Below are 18909 nucleotides of genomic sequence, written 5' to 3' on the forward strand. Positions count from 1 at the left end.
CGACGCCGGAGCGTCCTTGCGCTTCTTGCCGCGGCTCATGCGCGTGCTCCCTTGGGTCGGTGCGCGCGTGCGTCTGCGGGTGCCGGTGCCGGTGCGTGGCGCTCGGCGCCAAGGTCATCGGGTAGTTCATCATCTGGCTCGCTGTCCAGATCGCGCGGTTCCTCCGTCAGACTTGCCAGGACGTAGCGGTAGTGGCTGTTGCCGGCGAGCAGTTCGGCGTGGGTTCCCACGGCTGAAATGCGGCCATCTTGTAACAAGGCCACCCGGTGGGCCATGGCTACAGTTGACGGGCGGTGAGCCACAATCAAGGTGGTGGTGCCTGCCAATTCTTTCTGTAGTCTGTCGCTCACACGCTCTTCGGTGTTCACATCGAGCGCCGACAACGGGTCATCCAACACCAAAACGGCGGGCTTGGCGGCGATGGCCCGGGCTAGGGCGATGCGCTGGCGTTGGCCACCGGACAGGCTCAGGCCTTCCTCGCCAATCAAGGTCTCCACGCCGTCGGCGAGAGAGTAAGCAAATCCTGCCTGCGCCACCTCCAAGGCCCGTTCCAGCACCTGATCTTCGGATAATCCGGGGTGATCGGCCGCGCCCAACAAAACGTTTCCACGGACTGAGTGGGAGAACAAGGTGGTGTCTTCAAAAGCAACGGAGACGTGCCGGCGCAGCTCGGCCAGGGGCAGCTGGCGGATGTCGGTACCATCGAGGAGAACCGTGCCGGAGGTGACGTCATAGAGCCGGGGCACTAGATTGAGCAAGGCACTTTTGCCGCTGCCGGTCACACCCACCAGCGCCATGGTTTCGCCCGCCTGCAGCGTCAGATCGATCCCGTTCAGTAGATCGGGTGTGCCATCCAGGCTGTCAGGGAAACGGAAGTGCACGTCCCGAAATTCAAGCTCGCCGCGTACGTGATTTAGCGTCGAAGGCGACTTTGGATCGGTGATGGTATTCACCGCATCCATAACTTCGAAATGTCTGTCCAGAGCGGTTTTGGCGGCAAACGTCATGGCGAGCAGCGGGCCCATCGATTCCACGGGGCCAGCCACCACGGCAGCCGTGGCGAAAAACGCAACCAAGGCTCCGACGTCGAGCCTTCCCTCCGAAACTAACAGGATGCCCACCACCAAGCCTGCGCCCAAGGCGAGCTCGGGCAGCAGCGAGACCACCAGAGAGAAAATGGCGAGAGATTTGGCCTTATGAATTTCGGTGGCCTGCAGCTCCTGCGCCTGGGACGCAAATGAATCCAGCGCTTCCTGACCGCGGCCAAACGCTTTCAGTACGCGGATGCCATGGACGGACTCCTCCACAGTGGTGGCCAGATCCCCGGCCTGATCCTGGCTCTTGCGGCTGACCCTGCCGTAGGAGCGCCGGAAGCGGTAGCCGAAAATGACTATCGGCACGGCGGCGGCGAGGAAAATCAGGCCCAGTTCCCAGCTCATGGAGAACATCAGCACCACGCCAATGACTACCGTCAGCGCCGTCACCACCAGCATGATGGCGCCAAAAGCCATCCAGCGGCGCATGAAGTTTAGATCGCTCATGGCCCGGCTCAGCAGCTGTCCTGAGCCCCAGCGATCGTGAAATTCCACGGCGAGTTGCTGCAGGTGACGGTAGAAGGAGGTACGCATGCGCGTTTCCACGGTGGTGACCGGGACCAGCACAAACTGGCGGCGCAGGGCGATCAGGCCGGCTTCGAGGATGCCCAGGACCAGGACCGTGGCGGCCCCAATCCACAGTGCCTGCGCTCCGTTGCCGGGAAGAAACGCCGTGTTGACGAGGGAGCGGTACACCTGAGGGATGGCCAGGGCCACGGCGCTGGCCGCCAGGGCGCTGAGGAATCCCCAGATGAGGGGCCACATCATGGGCCGGAGCGCCGGGGCCATTCGGCTTAGGGAAGTCCACAGTGTGGTGGTGTCGTTGTTAGCCATGCGTTGGTGTATCTGCCCCCAGATAAGGATACTTTTTATGGTTTTTCTACCCTACGCCAGCCATCTTGGGGCAGTTGACATCTGCTGTTGCTGGAGCGCCACAACGCTCTATTAAGTCCTTTACTGGGCGGGCCTGTTGACGCGCTGCGTAATAGTGGCACGATTGCTGTCACGGGCCGTGAACGTAACTTATATTAGTCACTAAACAAAGTGTGAGGGTTTAGGAGCCAGTGTGGAAAAGTCTCAACAGCGCAGCATTCTATTTGCCGGAGATAGCGTTACCGATTGTGGCCGTCGTGAAGACCCTCGAAAGCTGGGTGATGGGTACGTCAACGTCATCGCCGCCGAAGTAGCCAAGCGAGGGATCGCCGTCAGTAATGTGGGCATTGGTGGAGACCGGGTGGTTGATTTGCAACGACGTTGGGCCGGGGATGTGCTTGGCAGCAGTGCGAATGTGCTCTCCATTTTGGTTGGCATCAATGACACCTGGCGCCGTTTTGATGGCAATGAGCCCACCACCGCGGAGGCCTTTGAACAGGGGTACCGTGAGCTGTTGACGCAAGCCGCGCCGCACTTTGAGCTCATCGTCCTAGTACAGCCGTTCCTGCTCCCCGTCACCGAAGACCAGCAGGATTGGGCGCAGGATCTGCAGGACAAGCAGGACGCCGTTGCACGTTTGGCAGCCGAATTCGGTGCCGCTCTGGTCCCTTCCCATGAGCGGCTGACTGCCTTGGCACCCCATCACGGTGGCAACGCAGCTCTCGCGCACGACGGCGTCCACCCCACCTCTCTGGGTCATGCCGAGCTCGCCAACATCTGGTTGGCGGCCGTCAATGTCTGAGCTCACGCTGTCTGAGATCACCGTGTCTGAAACCAACCTGTCTGAAACTAACCTGTCTGAGCCCACGCTCCTCCAGTTGCGTGCGGGCAACACCGGAGTTGTCCTCCGATTAGCAGAGGACGAAGTGCCACAGATCCTGCACTGGGGCCAAGACCTCGGTGAGGTGACCGGCGTCGACCTTTCAGACTTTGCCAACAACGCCCAACCAGGACTTGAGAATTCCGTTGATGTCCCTGTGCGAGTCAGTGTGGTGCCCGAACATTCCGCCGGATGGATGGGTATTCCCGGTCTGCGCGGCCACCGCAGCGGGCAGGCGTGGACCCCCCAGTTTAGCGAATTCGTCCACACCATCGAGGGTAACCTCGTCAGCTCACGCGGGACTGATCGCCAAGCGCAGCTGGCACTTTTCGTGGAGATGGAGCTGCTGGACTCCGGTCTGCTGCGCCTGCGAGCCACCGTACAAAACCTGGGGGAGAGCGATTACAACCTTGAGCAGCTGCTCGTGGCCCTTCCGGTATCTGGCAGTGCCACCGAGATCCTGGACCAGGCCGGACGATGGAGTAAGGAACGCGTTCCGCAACGCCGTGACATCACCGTTGGCACGCATCTGCGCGAGAATCGTCGCGGGCGCACGGGGGCCGATGCGGCAACGGTGCTGATCGCCGGTGAGCAGGGTTTTGGTTTTGGGCACGGCGAAGTGTGGGGCCTCCATGTTGGCTTCAGCGGCAATCACGTTTCCTATGTTGAGCGGACCGCAACTGGCCGGACCGTCGTGGGTGGTGGGGAGCTCCTGCTGCCGGGTGAGGTGGTCCTCGCGGCAGGTGCCAGCTACACCATGCCTTGGGTTTACGGCTGTCACGGGGTCGGCTTGGATGCGGCTGCACACCAGTTCCACAACTACTTGCGCGCCCGTCCGCAGCACCCGCGCACCCCGCGCCCCGTCACGCTCAACACCTGGGAGGCCGTCTACTTCGATCATGACCTCACCCGGCTGCTGGCCCTGGCCGACAAGGCCGCCGAAATGGGTGTTGAGCGATTTGTGCTCGACGACGGCTGGTTCCGCGGGCGGCGCGACGATTCCGCAGGTCTGGGGGACTGGTTCGTGGACGAGGATGTCTGGCCGGACGGACTCCACCCGCTCAGCAATCATCTGGCGGCGTTGGGGATTGAATTCGGGCTGTGGTTCGAACCCGAAATGATCAATCCAAAATCCGATCTGGCACGCAAGCATCCGGAATGGATCCTCCAACCGGCAGGCCGGCTTCCGCTGCCAGCGCGGGCGCAACAGGTCCTGAACCTTGCCATCCCGGAAGCGTTCGCGTACATCTTGGAGCGCATCAGTGATCTGGTGAGCACTTACAACATTGTCTATATCAAGTGGGACCACAACCGTGACTTGCTCGAAGCTGGATCCACGGCAACGGGAAGCGCAGGCGTCCACGAACAGACGCTGGCTGCCTACCGGTTGCTCGCTGCTCTGAAGCAGACGCAGCCGGGATTAGAGATTGAATCATGTTCCTCAGGTGGCGCACGGGTGGATCTGGGCATTCTGGAGCACACCGACAGGATTTGGGCCAGCGACTGCATCGATCCGCTGGAACGCGCCCAAATTCTGCGCTGGACGGCTCAATTGCTGCCGCCGGAGCTGGTCGGCAGCCACGTGGGCAGTCCGCAGTCGCACACAACCGGACGCACGCACGCGCTGTCATTCCGGGCCGCCACAGCGCTCTTTGGCCACTACGGCATTGAATGGGACATCACCACCCTCACCCCCTCGGAACAGGCAGAATTGACCAGCTGGATTGACCTCTACAAGGAACAACGGGAGCTGCTGCATGGCGGTGACGTGGTCCGGGTGGACCATCCAACCCCGGAAATCAGCGCCCACGGCGTCATTGCTGCAGACCGTTCGGCTGCCCTCTTCGAGCTCGCTGTCCTGTCCCGGCCCAGCTGTTGGCCGCCTGCCCCGGTGCGGCTGACAGGCTTGGACCCGGCGCGAAGCTACGCCGTCAGCCATGTTGGCCCCAAGCCCCCTTTGGGGACCAATAATGATTCGCCTGCTTGGATGAACGACGGCGGGATTCGGCTCAGTGGGGCCATGCTCGCTGCGGCTGGACTCGCCATGCCGCCACTCCAGCCTGAGCACTCAGTGGTTGTCTTGTTGGAGGGGCTCGATGCGGGCGAAAGTGCCTCATGAGTGCCACTAGTATCGAATCATGATCAAGGTTAAGGCTCCGCTCCGGCAAGATTCCCGCGGCAGGGTGCTGGATATTATCCGAGCCACCGAACCCACCAGCAGGATCGAGCTGGTTCGGGAAACGTCGCTAACCCCAGCCTCCATTACGCATTTGGTGCGTGACTTGTTGGTTCAGGGATTGGTGCGAGAGGTTGGGCAAGCGGAATCCACGGGAGGCAAGCCACGCACCTTGCTGCGCCTCAACCGCGATTCCATGACGGCCATTGGCGTGCAGCTCGGTGCTGCATCGGTGGCACTTGTCGCGGCGAATCTGGCCGGAGACATTGTGGGCCGGCAGGTTTTGCGTGGTGTTGCGGACCTGGATCCACAGGTTATCGTCGCATTTCTCGCCGATGCCGTGGCGGAACTCATTGACAACCTTGGCCTGGACCGCAGCACCATTGCCGGAATTGGCGTCGCGATGCCGGGCCCGCTGGATATCTCCGGTGGCTACCTGCGCAATGTCTCCTATCTGGAAAACCTCTCCGGCTTTGCCTTGGCTGATGAGCTGGAGACGGCAACGGGTCTGCCGATCGTCATTGACAACGACGCCACGGCAGCCGCCGTCGGCGAATATTGGTTGGGGACCACGGACAGGCACGCCGCTTACGCCACGGTGTACTTGGCGACGGGCATTGGCTCGGGGCTGGTGGTCAACGGAATGCCGTATCGCGGCAGCAGTTCCAATGCCGGTGAGCTGGGGCATGTGAGCGTGGACTTCCGTGGCGCAGAATGCACCTGCGGCAATCGGGGCTGTTTGGAATTAGTGGCAGCACCTCCGGTTCTTGTGGAGCGGGCCAGGCAGGCGCCGCCGTCGGCCGGTTTGGGGGAGATCTCCCGAGGCAATGTTGAGGACGCCATGTCCCAGTTGGGCATTCTCGCCGCGCGGGGCAACGAGGCGGCCCTGACCATCATTCGCGACGGCGCGGAATTGCTGGCCTGCGGCATTGTCACGCTCGTGAACCTTTTTGACGTGGACATGGTGGTGCTGGCTGGACCTGGATTCACATCGTGCGCGGCTATTTATCTCGAGGCTGCACAAAAGGCGCTGGATTCACGCACTCTGGCCAGGGGGGTGCACACGGTGCGGGTGGTTCCCTCGGCCAGCCCGCGCGATGCCGCAGCTCTTGGCGCTGCAACGTTGGCTTTGCAGGACAAGCTCGAACGGAAGCCCGTAGCTGCCGCGAAGAAATAGAACTCACGGAGCTCTGTTGCCCCGTCCCAGCAACTGTTCGCTCCGGCCCACCTGGTTGAGTCATCCTCCGTGCCAACTCGGCTCGAGTGTCCACTTAACGTACGGTTGAGGCCCAATTGCCGGCGCAAACGTACATTAACTGGACACTCGAGTCCCGAATCACGGTCCAGGGCCTGAATTCCGCCACCGCCACGGCAACCCGGGCCCATCCAGTTCTCAACTTGGCCTGCCCTGCAACCCTGAACAGTCCCATCTTGGCCTGCACTGCCCTGCTCCGGGCCTGCCAGCCATGCTCGGTCCGTCTAATGCCCCGCCCAGCCCGGCCGAGTCATCATCCGTGCCAACTCGGCTCGAGTGTCCACTTAACGTACGGTTGAGGCGCAATTCCCGGCTCAAACGTACATTAAATGGACACTCGAGTCCCGAATCACGGTCCAGAGCCTGAATTCCGCCACCGCCACGGCAACCCGGGCTCATCCAGTTCTCAACTTGGCCTGCGCTGCAACCCTGAACAGTCTCATCTTGGCCTGCGCTGCCCTTCTCCGGACCTGCCAGCCCTGCTCGGTCCGTCCAATGCCCCGCCCAGCCCGGCCGAGTCATCCTCCGTGCCAACTCGGCTCGAGTGTCCACTTAACGTACGGTTGAGGCGCAATTCCCGGCTCAAACGTACATTAACTGGACACTCGAGTCCCGAATCACGGTCCGGGACCGTCGCCGCCTCCAGCCCCAGCCCCAGCCCCAGCCACTATGGCCCATGTCACATTAAGACTCAATTAGCAAGCTCGGATCCACTTTGAAAAACATTGTTGACAGACTTAATTAAGTCCCATATAAAAGTATCTATGCGTTTCAAACGGCGCACACAGTGCGGTGGATCACATTCGCCTCGATGCGCTGTGAATCTTCAATGAAGGGTCAAAGATGTCTCATCTCAAGAAGCGCAAACTCGCCATGAGTGTTGTGGCTGTTGCTGCAGCCTCGCTCCTGGCTTTGTCCGGCTGTGGCAGTGACACAGGCAGTTCCAAGAACTCAGCCGGTGGCGGCGACTCCGCTATCACCGTCTTCAATGGCGCAACCGGAGCCATCTCCGAGAACTGGAACCCGTTCTCACCCACCATGCTCCAGCCCACCCAGGGTGTCATCTACGAGCCACTGTTTTACTACAACCTCGCGGCCGCCTCTGACCCGCAGCCCATCCTGGCCACCGCGTACAGCTGGAATGATGCCGGTACCGAGCTGACCATCACCAACCGCGAAGGCGTCAAGTGGTCCGACGGCCAGCCGCTGACCGCCAAAGACGTCGCCTATACGTTCAACTTGATCCACGAGAACCCGGCATTGAATACGAGTGGCCTGAACGCCACCGCAAAAGCCACGGACGATAAGACCACGGTGCTGACGTTCGAGAAGAGCTCGTTCATGCAGGAACCGCAGATCCTGGGTAACCAGGCCATCATCCCCGAGCACATTTGGTCGAAAGTTACCGATCCCACCACCACCATCAACGCAAACCCCGTGGGCACCGGCGCGTACAAGGTGAAATCATTCAACGCACAGTCCTACGTGTTGGAAAAGAACCCCAATTACTGGGAAGCCGGTAAGCCGGAGATTGACAATGTTCAGTACATTTCCCTTGCTACGGCTGATGCCGCCAGTGCAGCTCTCGTGGCCGGCAAAGTGGACTGGATGAGCTCCTTCCTCCCCAATCTCAAGCAGATGATTGGGACTCAAAAGAACCTCAGCTACGTCAACACCCCAGCCATGACAACATCGCTGTTCTCCTGCTCCAATGCCGCCCTGGGCTGCAAGGGTGCGCAGACAGATGTGGCCGTCCGCCAAGCCATCTTCAACGCCATGGACCGCACCCAGCTGAACAAGCTGGCCGCAGGAGATTTCGCTGCTGCAGCTTCTCCCACATTGCTGCTGCCGGAGCGTGACAAGAAGTGGATCGCCAACCCGGACGACGTCGAAATTAGCCAGAGTGCCGACGTCGCCAAGGCTACCGGCATCTTGGAAGATGCAGGCTACGCCAAGGGTTCCGACGGCATTTATGCAAAGGATGGCCAGCGCGTCAGCCTCACGGTTCAGGTGGTAGCCGGCTGGAGCGACTACATCTCTGCCGTGCAGGTCCTGACCAGCCAGCTCAAGGAAGCCGGCATTGAACTGAAGTCCGTTCAACTTTCCTACAACGAGTGGAGCAGCAACCAAACCAAGGGCACCTTCGAGCTGACCTTGGATGCCATTGGTCTGGGCGCCTCGGACAACCCGTACTACACGTACCAGCCGCGCTTCAACAGCTCCACCACGGCCAAAGTTGGCCAGGACGCCTCCACCGGTGGCAACTACGCCCGCTACCAGAACAAAACGGTAGACGCCGAACTGGCCAAGGCTGCCTCCACTGAAGACGCCGAGGCACAGAAGGCTTCCTACGCGGTCATCCAGAAGGAGATTGTCCGCGATCTGCCCTACATTCCGATGTACGTGAACTCAACACTGACCGAATTCAACACTGACCGTGCCACCGGCTGGCCCACCAATGATGACAAGTACGCGTTCGCTGCGTCGTGGAAGTCATGGGACAACGGCATTGTCTTGAAGTCCCTGACTCCGGCCAAGAAGTAGCCGTGGCGTTGGTGTCGAGCAACAGAACGGACGGTTGAGCAGTAATGCGGTTTTACCTTCAGAAACTGATTTTCTATGTGGTGGCCCTGTGGGCGGCCCTGACTCTGAACTTCTTCCTGCCCCGGTGGATGCCGGGTAATCCGGTAGACATCCTGATCTCCAAGCTCTCCGCGAAGGGCCCCGTCACGGAGTCCACCCGGCACGCCCTGGAGCTGCTGCTCGGCACCAACTCCGACCAACCTCTCCTTCTTCAATACCTGAGCTACTTCGGCAGCGTGTTCCGCGGTGACTTGGGGGTATCGGTCACGTACTTTCCCGCCAACGTCACCAACATCATTGGCGAGGCGCTACCTTGGACCATCGGTCTGATTGGTGTGGCCACCATCATCTCCTTCGTAGTGGGCATTGGACTGGGCCAATTGGCAGGCTGGAAGCGCGGCTCCTGGCTGGATAACGTCATCCCGGTCACCACCATGTTCCAAGCCGTCCCGTACTTCTGGCTCGCACTGGTGCTCTTGTTCCTGCTGGCCAGCAAGGTCCAAATGTTCCCGCTCAGCGGCGGCTACGACGTCTACTCTGTCCAACCCGGCATGAGCTGGGACTTCATCTCCAGCGTGTTCTATCACGGCGCTTTGCCGGCCCTCACCATCGTCCTATCCTCCATTGGTGGCTGGATGATGGGCATGCGCAACATGATGGTCTCCACTCTCTCCGAGGACTACATCGTCACCGCCGAAGCGAAGGGCCTGCACCCGCGCCGCATCATGACCTCCTACGCAGCCCGGAACGCGGTATTGCCCTCCCTCTCAGGGTTCGCCATCTCACTAGGCTTTGTGGTCTCCGGATCCATCGTCACAGAAATGGTCTTCTCTTACCCGGGCATCGGCTCGGCCTTGTTGACGGCGGTCCAGAGCAACGACTACGCACTCATGCAAGGCATCTTCCTCGTCATCACCATCTCCGTCCTGGGCGCAAACCTGCTCGTGGACCTCCTCTACGCCCTCATCGACCCCCGCACCCGCGTGCGCGCTTAGCCGGAAGGAACACAATGGAAACAACTCTTGAAGTAATCAGTCCCGCCGCCCCTGCGCCTGCGCCCGTGACGGCGAAGAAGGTACGACGTCGGCCCCGCTCAGCTAAGCTCGTGGCTGGCTTGGCGATCGCTGGGGCCATCACCCTCTTTGGCCTTGTGGGTCCGTGGGTCCTGGGTGATCCCAATGCCATTAGTAATGACACCTTGGCCGCACCCGGAAACGGCATGTGGCTGGGTACTACCCAGACCGGCCAGGACGTGCTGGCTCAGTTGGCTTACGCCACTCGAGGATCGCTCATCATTGGTGTGCTTGTTGGCCTGATGGCCATCGTTGCCTCGGCCTTCTTCGGCATTGTGGGTGCCTACATTGGCGGCTGGGTCGATGAGGGGTTCTCCCTCATCACCAACGTCATGCTTGTCATCCCCGGGCTGCCCTTGGTCATTGTCATTTCCAGCTACGTCCCGGACAAGGGTCTGTTGCTGATCGCCGGAGTCTTGGCGCTGACCAGCTGGGCCGGCGGTGCGCGCGTGTTGCGCGCTGTCACCCTGAGCCTGCGCAACCGCGACTATGTGGCAGCATCCAGAGTCTCCGGTGAAAAGACGTGGCGCATCCTGTTGATAGAAATTCTGCCCAACTTGATGCCCGTGCTGGCCTCACAAATGGTGTTCGCCGTCATCTTCGCCATTCTGGGTGAGGCCGGTCTGGCCTTCATTGGTCTGGGCGCCTCGGGCACCTGGACTTGGGGTTCCATGTTGTTCTATGCCCAGAACGGCCTGGCCTTGCGCTTGGGCGCCTGGTGGTGGTTTGTCCCACCGGGACTGCTCATTGCCGTCTTTGGTGCCGCACTGTCTCTGATCAACTTCTCCATTGACGAGATCATCAACCCCAAGCTGCGCGATCAAACCTTGGCCACCCGCAAGCGCTGGGCCAAGAACGCGCCCAAAGTCACAGTGACAACTGGAACAGGAAGGTAAGCGACCGTGAAAGCAACGGAACAAGAAGCAGTCCTGACCATTGAGGACCTGAGTATTGACTACCAGGGCGAAAAGACCGTCCACGCCGTCAAGAACGTCACACTTTCCTTAGCTCGCGGGGAGATCCTGGGCCTGGCGGGGGAGAGCGGCTGTGGCAAAACCACGCTGGCTTACGGAGTGAACCAGCTGCTGAAACCGCCGGCCAAGATCGTTTCCGGCCGAGCCATCTTTCACGATAAGGACGGCGGGGACATTGTCCTGAGCGATCTCAAGGGTGAGCCACTACGAGCGTTTCGATGGAACAAGATCTCCATGGTTTTTCAAGGGGCCATGAACTCCCTGAACCCGGTGTTGAACATCCAGTCGCAACTCGAGGACATCTTCACCACTCATCGCCCCGCAATGAGTAAGGCCGAGCGACGCGAACTCTGCGGGGATTTACTGGAACGTGTGGGTGTCAACCGCATCAGGGTCCGTTCCTTCCCGCATGAACTCTCCGGTGGCATGCGCCAGCGCGTCATGATCGCCATGGCCATGGCACTGGATCCGCAAATCATGATCATGGACGAGCCCACTACCGCCCTAGATGTGGTGGTGCAACGTGAGATATTGCGGGAAATCACCAGACTCCGCGAGGAGCTCGGCTTCGCCGTCATTTTCATCACCCACGACCTGCCGCTGCTGCTGGAAATTAGCGACCGCATTGCCGTCATGCGCGGCGGGGAAATTGTGGAACTCGGCGACGCCCGCCAGGTCTACACCAACCCCACCCACGAGTACACGCGCAAACTCCTGAACTCGTTCCCCAGCCTCACAGGTGAACGCGGAGACTTCATCCGCCACGGACGCACCTTGGAAGGAATCTCATGAGCACCCTTGAGTTTCACAATGTCGTCAAGGAATACCGGCTCCGCGGCGGCTGGCACGGACGCGCCCTGAAGGCCGTCAAAAATGCAAGCTTCACGGTGGAATCGGGAAAAACCGTCGCCTTGGTGGGTCAAAGCGGCAGCGGAAAATCTACCATTGCCAAGCTGCTCATGCAGCTGGAGCGGCCCACCTCAGGAAGCATCATGCTCGACGGTGTCCCCGTCCAGCGCCGCGGTGCCGGCCTGCGCCAATACCGCCGGGACGTTCAAATGGTGTTCCAAGACCCCTTTGCATCACTAAACCCCTTCCACACCGTGGGTCATCATTTGGCCCGTCCGTTGAAGCTCCACGGCAAGGCGAAAACGCCCGATGAAGTTGATGCGGCCGTTGCCGAACTCCTGACCCGGGTCAGTTTGGATCCCGAAGCAGCCCACAAACATCCCCACGAAATGTCCGGTGGACAGCGCCAGCGGGTGGCCATTGCCCGCGCTTTGGCACCTGAGCCAAAGATTCTGGTGGCAGATGAACCAGTCTCCATGCTGGATGTCTCCATCCGCCTCGGCGTGCTGAACTTGTTGGCGGATCTGCAACGCGAAAAAAACCTAGGCGTCCTGTACATCACCCACGATCTGGCCACGGCCCGGCACTTCTCCGACGAAATCATGGTCATGTACCAGGGTGAAATTGTTGAAGCCGGCCCGTCCGATGAGGTCATCCTCAACCCGCAACACCCCTACACCCAACTCCTCGCAGAAGCAGCACCCAACCCGGAAAAGAGACTTGCCCAGTGACTATCGTTACCACTGACCTGCTCGCCGCACCCACCGTGACCGATCTGAGTAGCGCTGGCGGTTCCCGCTGGCAGCTCCGTCCCACCACTGCACTGCCAGCGGGAGTGACGTTGGATGCGGAGGCAATTGACGCCGTCGTACCTGGCGAAGTGCACACTGATCTGCTGCGGGCCGGACTCATCCCGGACCCCTTTGACGGCAACAACGAACAGAAGCTGGCCTGGATCGGGCTCACGGATTGGCAGTACCGCAGCGTGTTTACGTTTGCGAACGGCCAGCATGCGCGCCACGATCTGCTCGCTGACGGGCTGGATACGGCAGCCACCATTCGCCTCAATGGCCAGGTGGTGGCCAGTACGGCGAACCAGCACCGTTCCTACCGCTTTGATGTGCGCGAGTTCCTGGTCCAGGGCGAGAACGAGCTGGTCATTGATTTCCGTGCCCCCGTGACGTTCGCAAGGGAGCAAAGTGAGCTGATTGGGCCGCGGCCGCAGGTGAACCACCACCCCTATAACGCCGTCCGCAAAATGGCCTGCAACTTTGGCTGGGACTGGGGCATTGACATTGCCGGGGCCGGAATTTGGAAGGGCATCCGGATCGAATCGTGGTCTGGGGTGCGTATTGCCTCGGTCCGCCCGCTGGCAACGCTCGATTCCGACGGCACCGGTGTGCTGGACACGCACGTGGAGCTGGAATGGGATGGCGGCACCGCTGCGGTGGGAACGGCCGAGCTGAGCGTTTCCGTGGCGGGTCAGCGAAGCGTTGTGAGCGTGGGATCGGCCGACGGCGTTGCCACCTCGGTGCTGCGGGTGCCGGATGTTGCCCCGTGGTGGCCGCGCGGACATGGCGAGCAGGCGCTGCATGAGGTTCACGTTGAACTGAGCGATGCGGGCACCGGCAGCTGGGCGTCACGCGTGGGCTTCCGCACCATTGAGGTGCGTACCGATCCTGACGCCGATGGCACGACCTTCAAGTTCCGTGTCAACGGCGCCGACGTGTACATCCGGGGCTCGAACTGGATCCCGGACGACGCGCTGGTCACCCGGATCACCCGCGAAAGCCTTGAGGCTTCCATCCGCGATGCCGCTGAGTCGGGCATGAACCTGTTGCGCGTCTGGGGCGGCGGCATGTACGAATCCGAAGACTTCTACGACGTATGCGATGAGTTGGGCATCCTGGTCTGGCAGGACTTCCTGTTCGCTTGTGCTGCCTACTCGGAGGAGGAGCCGCTGCGCTCGGAAGTCATTGCCGAGGCACGCGAAGCCGTCACCCGGCTCAGTGCTCACGCATCCTTGGCGCTGTGGAACGGCTGCAATGAAAACATCTGGGGCTGGGTGGAGTGGAATTGGCAGGTTCCGCTGGCCGGGCGTACCTGGGGAGAGGGCTACTACCGGAAGATCTTGCCGGAAATTGTCGGCGAACTTGACCCGCGCACCCGGTATTCAGCCGGTAGCCCCTTCTCCTATGGCGACCACATGCACCCCAACGATCCGCGCCACGGGACCACACACATCTGGGACGTCTGGAATGAAAAGGATTACTCCCACTACGCCTCCTACAAGCCACGGTTCGCCTCTGAATTCGGCTTCCAGGGCCCACCGGCCTGGTCCACCCTGACAAGTGTTGTTCACGATGAGCCCTTGGCCCCGTACGGGGAGCAGATGCTGGTTCACCAAAAAGCTCATCAGGGAAACCTGAAGCTGGAGCGTGGCCTCGGCGAACACCTGCCGCAACAGGATTCCATCGAGGACTGGCACTGGGCCACACAGCTAAACCAGGCCCGTGCGGTGGCGTTTGGCATTGAACACTTCCGCAGCTTGTTCCCGCTCAACCAGGGAACCGTCACCTGGCAGCTCAACGATTCCTGGCCAGTGGTTTCCTGGGCCGCTGTGGACAGCCACGGTATTCGCAAGCCCCTGTGGCACGCGTTGAAGCATGTGTACGCGCAGCGCTTAGCGACCATTCAGCCGCGCGAGGACGGCCTGTCCGTGGTGCTGCACAACGATACGGATGAGCCGTTGACGGCGGAGTTGGCGCTTCAGCGTTTGGCTACCGGCGTGGGTGGGGCTGTCTTGGCGGAGGAGCTCCTGAGTGTTTGCGTTCCTGCCCGCGATGCGGTTACCTACGTATTGCCCGCTCAGATTGCCCAGCCCGGCGATGCCACTGCCGAGTTCATTCACGTACGCGCAATCGATGCCGGACTCGGGCTGGCGCCTGCCTTTGGCTACTTTGCTGAGGACACGGCGTTGGCTTTGGCGGATCCGGCAGCGGCCTTGAGCGCATCTGCCCAGCTGGTTGAGGGCGGCGTTGCCGTGACCGTTCGTGCCCACGCTCTGGTCAAGGATATTGCGTTGTTCCCGGACCGGGTGGATGCTGCGGCGCGGGTGGATACCTCCCTGATCACCTTGGTGGCTGGTGGCGAGCACACGTTCCAGGTGACGGGTGAAAAGCTGGATCCAGAAGCGCTCTGCAGCGCCGCTGTGCTGCGTTGCGCCAATGATCTGGTGCAAGGGTAGTCTGATTGCATGATGAGCCTAGGGAGTACCAAGTCACTGCCCAAGGGCTCCGTTAATCCGGCGAGCGATCCGGTGGGCTTGGTGCTTCTGCGTTCCGCTCAGCCTGGCCAACTGGACTCTTATCATCAGGAATTTATTCGTGGTGTGGAGTCACGGTTGGCTGAGGCTGGGCGGAGCCTTTTGGTCATGCTGCAAGCAGATCCGCAGAAGGAAATTGCCACGTATCGCCGTTGGGCGCAGCAGGGTGGGATTGCTGGGGTCATACTCATGAACCTGCGCCAAGATGACGACCGGGTGCCGCTGTTGCAAGAATTGGGGCTGTCAGCAGTGGTGATTGGCGATCCGCAGATTAGCGATTTTTACCCTGCAGCCTTCACCGACGATAGGGCTGCCATGGTCGAGGCGCTACGGTACTTGATGGCGTTGGGTCACCAGCGCATTGGGCGGATTGCAGGCCCGCCGGAGCTGTTACACACGCTCCAGCGCACCGAGGTTTATACGCAGATGGTGGCGGCCGCGGGGGGAGTCGGGTGCCAGCGCAACGGCGAATATAGTTTTGACAGTGGCAAAGCATTGACGGCTGAACTTTTCGCCGCGGCGCCTACCTCAGTCGCCAGCCCCGAGTCGACCTCAAGTACGGCCGGGGCAAGCACGGGGCAGGGACAACCCACAGCGATTATATACGACGACGCCGTCATGGCCATGGGCGGCTTGGCGGCCCTCGCCGAACTGGGCCTCTCCGTGCCGGAACAGGTTTCCGTTCTCGCATGGGACGATTCGGTGCAGTGCCAGTTAGCTGGCGTCTCGGCGCTGTCTCATGATGTGGCCGCCTATGGTGAGCTTGCCGCAGACCTGCTCCTTTCTCATGTGGGGCAGACAGCTCAGCCGTCGGGGGAGTCCGCCAAGAGCTGTGCGGCGCAGGTGCCAACACTCGTGAAACGACGCTCCACAGGGCCGGCACCGCTCTCCGGCCAGGCATAGCTCGGGGGCGGTACTGTGCTCCCTGTTCCGTTTGCTGTGGCCATCCCTGAGTTCTGATGTCATCAAGCCACGGCTCGCTGAAACGCTCGGGGGAGGCTTGAATCCGCCAGCGCTGAAGAAGTGGAACAAACAGCAACCTTCGACGCCCAAGGTCGCTAAGGCCGTGGCTGCCCTGCGCAACCGGAGCAACAGCGTCGCTCCGACGACGGGCCCAACAGTTTCAGGGCTGACTCACAGTCCCGTGGTGCGGTCCGTGGTGTTTGATTGTTGACCCACACGCAACGCAGTTGGCATGCTGAGACGCACCGGTCATTTCAAGAGAAGGGGATCCCATGCGAAGGCTTGTTTACTATGTGGCGACGACACTGGACGGGTATATCGCGGCCCCCGACGGTGGAGATCCAAGCGGTGCTGAATTCTTTCCGCTGACACCCGATGTCATCGCGTTCATCGTCGAGCAATATCCCGAAACGCTTCCCGGACCTGCTCGTGCAGCCATGGGTATCGACGGCCCCGGCAAGGTGTTTGATACCGTATTGGAAGGACGGGCGTCCTATGAGATTGGCCTTGCTGCTGGGCTGACGGATGCCTACCCGCACCTTCACCACCTCGTCTTCTCCACCACGCTAGAAAGCCAGAACCCGTCCGTCGAGATCGTTCGCAGCAACGCACTGGACCGAGTGCGCGAGCTGAAGGCTGAGGACGGCAAAGACCTATGGCTGGTGGGAGGCGGCACGCTGGCCCATTCCTTGTTGCCAGAAATTGACAGGCTCATACTCAAACAAAACCGGTCCGTTATCGGTTCGGGCATCCCGATCTTTAACGGTCCATTCCAATCACACATGTTCCATCCTGTCGATGAGACGCTGCTCGACTCAGGCATGCGAGTTCTGCGCTACGACCGCGCCTGAGCCATGGCGCGTGGCCCTGCCAGCCAATAGGCTTTTGATTGGGCGTGAATGGACAGGCGTGAACAGTCCGGCCCAACTCATACATCCGTTACACACAAAGGGGAAGCACACCATGGCGTTCATCGAAGTGGGATCGCACAACAGCACAGAGATTGAGTTGTACTACGAGGATCACGGCACCGGGCAGGTAGTGCTCCTGATTCATGGCTATCCGCTCGACGGCCACAGCTGGGAGCGTCAAACACGTGCGCTGCTGGAGGCCGGCTACCGGGTCATTACCTACGATCGTCGAGGTTTTGGCCAGTCCAGCAAGGTGACTGACGGCTACGATTACGACACCTTTGCAGCAGATCTCAACGCCATCATTGAAACTCTTGACCTCAACGATGTGGTGTTGGTTGGCTTCTCCATGGGCACGGGCGAATTGGCGCGGTACGTCTCCACCTACGGCCATGGGCGTATTGCCAAGCTCGCATTCCTGGCGTCGCTTGAACCGTTCTTGGTAGACAGCGACGGCGTTCCCCAGGACGTCTTTGACGGAATCGAGGCCCAGGCCAAGGAGGACCGCTTCGCCTGGTTCACCAGCTTCTTCAGCAATTTTTACAATCTGGAGGAGAATCTCGGTTCACGCATCAGCCAAGAAGCAGTGACCGCAAGCTGGAACACGGCAACAGCCAGCGCACCCACGGCTGCGTACGCCGTCGTTCCAGCATGGGTGGAAGACTTCCGTGCGGATGTTGACGCCGTGCGTGCCAGCGGAATACCTGCGCTGATCCTGCACGGCACCAAGGACAACATCCTGCCCATCGATGCCACAGCACGGAAGTTCCGCCTTACTTTGCCGGACGCCGAGTATGTGGAAGTTGAGGGGGCTCCGCACGGTCTGCTCTGGACGCACGCGCAGGAGGTCAATGCCGCGCTGCTGAGTTTCCTCGGCAAGTAGCTGCGGCCACTCCGGGCGTCTGGGCTGTAAACTTCAGTTGAATTTGCATCTCAGTGGGGCTGCCGTCGAAGTCGAACACGACGGCGGCCCGGCTGATGAAAGACACTAACAAGGAGTTTTGGCATGGCCGGTGGCCTAGTAGCACTACTGGATGACATTGCAGCACTGGTCAAGGTCACCGCGGCGTCTCTGGATGACATTGCCGTGGGAGCTGCCAAGGCAAGCGTCAAGTCACTGGGCGTGGTGGTCGACGATGCAGCAGTGACCCCGCAATACGTCCAAGGCTTGTCACCCAAGCGTGAGTTGCCGATCATTTGGAAGATCGCCGTAGGTTCCATCCGGAACAAGCTGTTGATCATCCTGCCTGTCATCTTGCTGCTGTCACAATTCGCCCCGTGGGCGTTGACGCCGATCTTGATGATCGGTGGTACTTATTTGGTCTTCGAAGGCGCGGAAAAAGTGCTCGAGGCCGTGGGAGTCATCAAGCATCACGGCACCGGTAGCGCCGATGGTGTGCGGGATGAAAAGTCGATTATCGGTGCAGCCGTACGGACCGATCTGGTGCTCTCCGCCGAGATTATGGTCATCTCACTGAACGAGGTAGCCCATGAAACCCTGCTCAACCGGGCCTTGATTCTCATTATGATCGCCTTCGCCATGACGGTGGGTGTGTACGGGGTCGTCGGCCTGATCGTGAAGATGGATGATGTCGGCCTGCATCTGGCGCAGAAGTCCTCCAAGTTCGCGCAGAAAGTTGGACGCGGACTGGTTAAGGGCATGCCGATTCTGATGTCTGTCCTGGGCAAGGTCGGCGTCGTGGCGATGCTGTGGGTGGGTGGGCACCTGCTGCTGGTCGGCATGGACGAGCTGGGCTTCCACGCACCCTACGGCTTCGTTCACCACATGGAAATTCTGGTCCATGACGCCACAGGATCCGCCGGTGCGGTGCTGGGCTGGCTCGTGAACACGGCGTTCTCCTGCGTGGCCGGCTTCATTGTGGGCTGCGTGGTCACCGCAGTGGTGCTGGGCATCAAGAAGCTGCGCGCTAAGCACTAGTTCGCTCGGTTTTC

The 18909-nt window shown here is 60.7% G+C and carries 14 protein-coding genes; 13 read left to right on the forward strand and 1 reads right to left on the reverse strand.

What is annotated here, in order from left to right; all coding sequences use genetic code 11:
- Positions 1-35: 35 nt before the first annotated feature.
- Positions 36-1928 (reverse strand): ABC transporter ATP-binding protein, encoded by a 1893-nt coding sequence (locus tag CXQ93_RS15995; RefSeq protein ID WP_104111419.1) that lies wholly within the window; start codon positions 1926-1928, stop codon positions 36-38.
- Between the two features lie 232 nt (positions 1929-2160).
- Here CXQ93_RS15995 and CXQ93_RS16000 point away from each other — a divergent pair, with 232 nt between their 5' ends.
- The 13 genes from CXQ93_RS16000 to CXQ93_RS16060 all read left to right on the forward strand — a co-directional run bounded on the left by CXQ93_RS16000 (position 2161) and on the right by CXQ93_RS16060 (position 18895).
- Positions 2161-2769 (forward strand): SGNH/GDSL hydrolase family protein, encoded by a 609-nt coding sequence (locus CXQ93_RS16000; protein ID WP_104111420.1) that lies wholly within the window; start codon positions 2161-2163, stop codon positions 2767-2769.
- Positions 2762-4966: an alpha-galactosidase gene (locus tag CXQ93_RS16005; protein ID WP_104111421.1), complete on the forward strand. Its 2205-nt coding sequence runs from the start codon at positions 2762-2764 to the stop codon at positions 4964-4966. The genes CXQ93_RS16000 and CXQ93_RS16005 overlap by 8 nt, the downstream gene beginning before the upstream one ends.
- Before the next feature lie 19 nt (positions 4967-4985).
- The gene (locus tag CXQ93_RS16010) at positions 4986-6200 is read left to right on the forward strand and encodes an ROK family transcriptional regulator (protein ID WP_104111422.1); all 1215 of its coding nucleotides are present in this window, start codon (positions 4986-4988) and stop codon (positions 6198-6200) included.
- 921 nt (positions 6201-7121) lie between these two features.
- Positions 7122-8822 carry an ABC transporter substrate-binding protein gene (locus CXQ93_RS16015; RefSeq protein ID WP_104111423.1) on the forward strand — a complete coding sequence of 567 codons (1701 nt, stop codon included), beginning with the start codon at positions 7122-7124 and terminating at the stop codon, positions 8820-8822.
- A 44-nt stretch (positions 8823-8866) separates the two neighbouring features.
- Positions 8867-9856 (forward strand): ABC transporter permease, encoded by a 990-nt coding sequence (locus CXQ93_RS16020; protein WP_104111424.1) that lies wholly within the window; start codon positions 8867-8869, stop codon positions 9854-9856.
- A 14-nt stretch (positions 9857-9870) separates the two neighbouring features.
- Positions 9871-10830, forward strand: coding sequence for an ABC transporter permease (locus CXQ93_RS16025; protein WP_104111425.1), 960 nt, complete (start codon positions 9871-9873; stop codon positions 10828-10830).
- A 6-nt stretch (positions 10831-10836) separates the two neighbouring features.
- Positions 10837-11700, forward strand: coding sequence for an ABC transporter ATP-binding protein (locus tag CXQ93_RS16030; protein WP_104111426.1), 864 nt, complete (start codon positions 10837-10839; stop codon positions 11698-11700).
- Positions 11697-12488 (forward strand): ABC transporter ATP-binding protein, encoded by a 792-nt coding sequence (locus CXQ93_RS16035; protein ID WP_104111427.1) that lies wholly within the window; start codon positions 11697-11699, stop codon positions 12486-12488. The genes CXQ93_RS16030 and CXQ93_RS16035 overlap by 4 nt, the downstream gene beginning before the upstream one ends.
- A complete protein-coding gene (locus CXQ93_RS16040) occupies positions 12485-15004 on the forward strand; it encodes a glycoside hydrolase family 2 protein (protein WP_219817374.1) in 2520 nt (839 codons plus the stop codon). Before CXQ93_RS16035 ends, CXQ93_RS16040 begins: the two co-directional genes overlap by 4 nt.
- A 9-nt stretch (positions 15005-15013) precedes the next feature.
- Entirely contained in the window at positions 15014-15985 is a 972-nt protein-coding gene (locus CXQ93_RS16045; protein WP_104111428.1) for a LacI family DNA-binding transcriptional regulator, read from the forward strand.
- 332 nt (positions 15986-16317) lie between these two features.
- Complete coding sequence (locus CXQ93_RS16050) at positions 16318-16896, forward strand: dihydrofolate reductase family protein (protein ID WP_104111429.1); 579 nt, start codon at positions 16318-16320, stop codon at positions 16894-16896.
- Between the two features lie 112 nt (positions 16897-17008).
- Positions 17009-17839 carry an alpha/beta fold hydrolase gene (locus CXQ93_RS16055; RefSeq protein ID WP_104111430.1) on the forward strand — a complete coding sequence of 277 codons (831 nt, stop codon included), beginning with the start codon at positions 17009-17011 and terminating at the stop codon, positions 17837-17839.
- 123 nt (positions 17840-17962) lie between these two features.
- Complete coding sequence (locus CXQ93_RS16060; RefSeq protein WP_104111431.1) at positions 17963-18895, forward strand: DUF808 domain-containing protein; 933 nt, start codon at positions 17963-17965, stop codon at positions 18893-18895.
- Positions 18896-18909: the final 14 nt, after the last annotated feature.

The sequence above is a fragment of the Arthrobacter sp. N199823 genome (assembly GCF_002929705.1).
GTDB lineage: Bacteria > Actinomycetota > Actinomycetes > Actinomycetales > Micrococcaceae > Specibacter.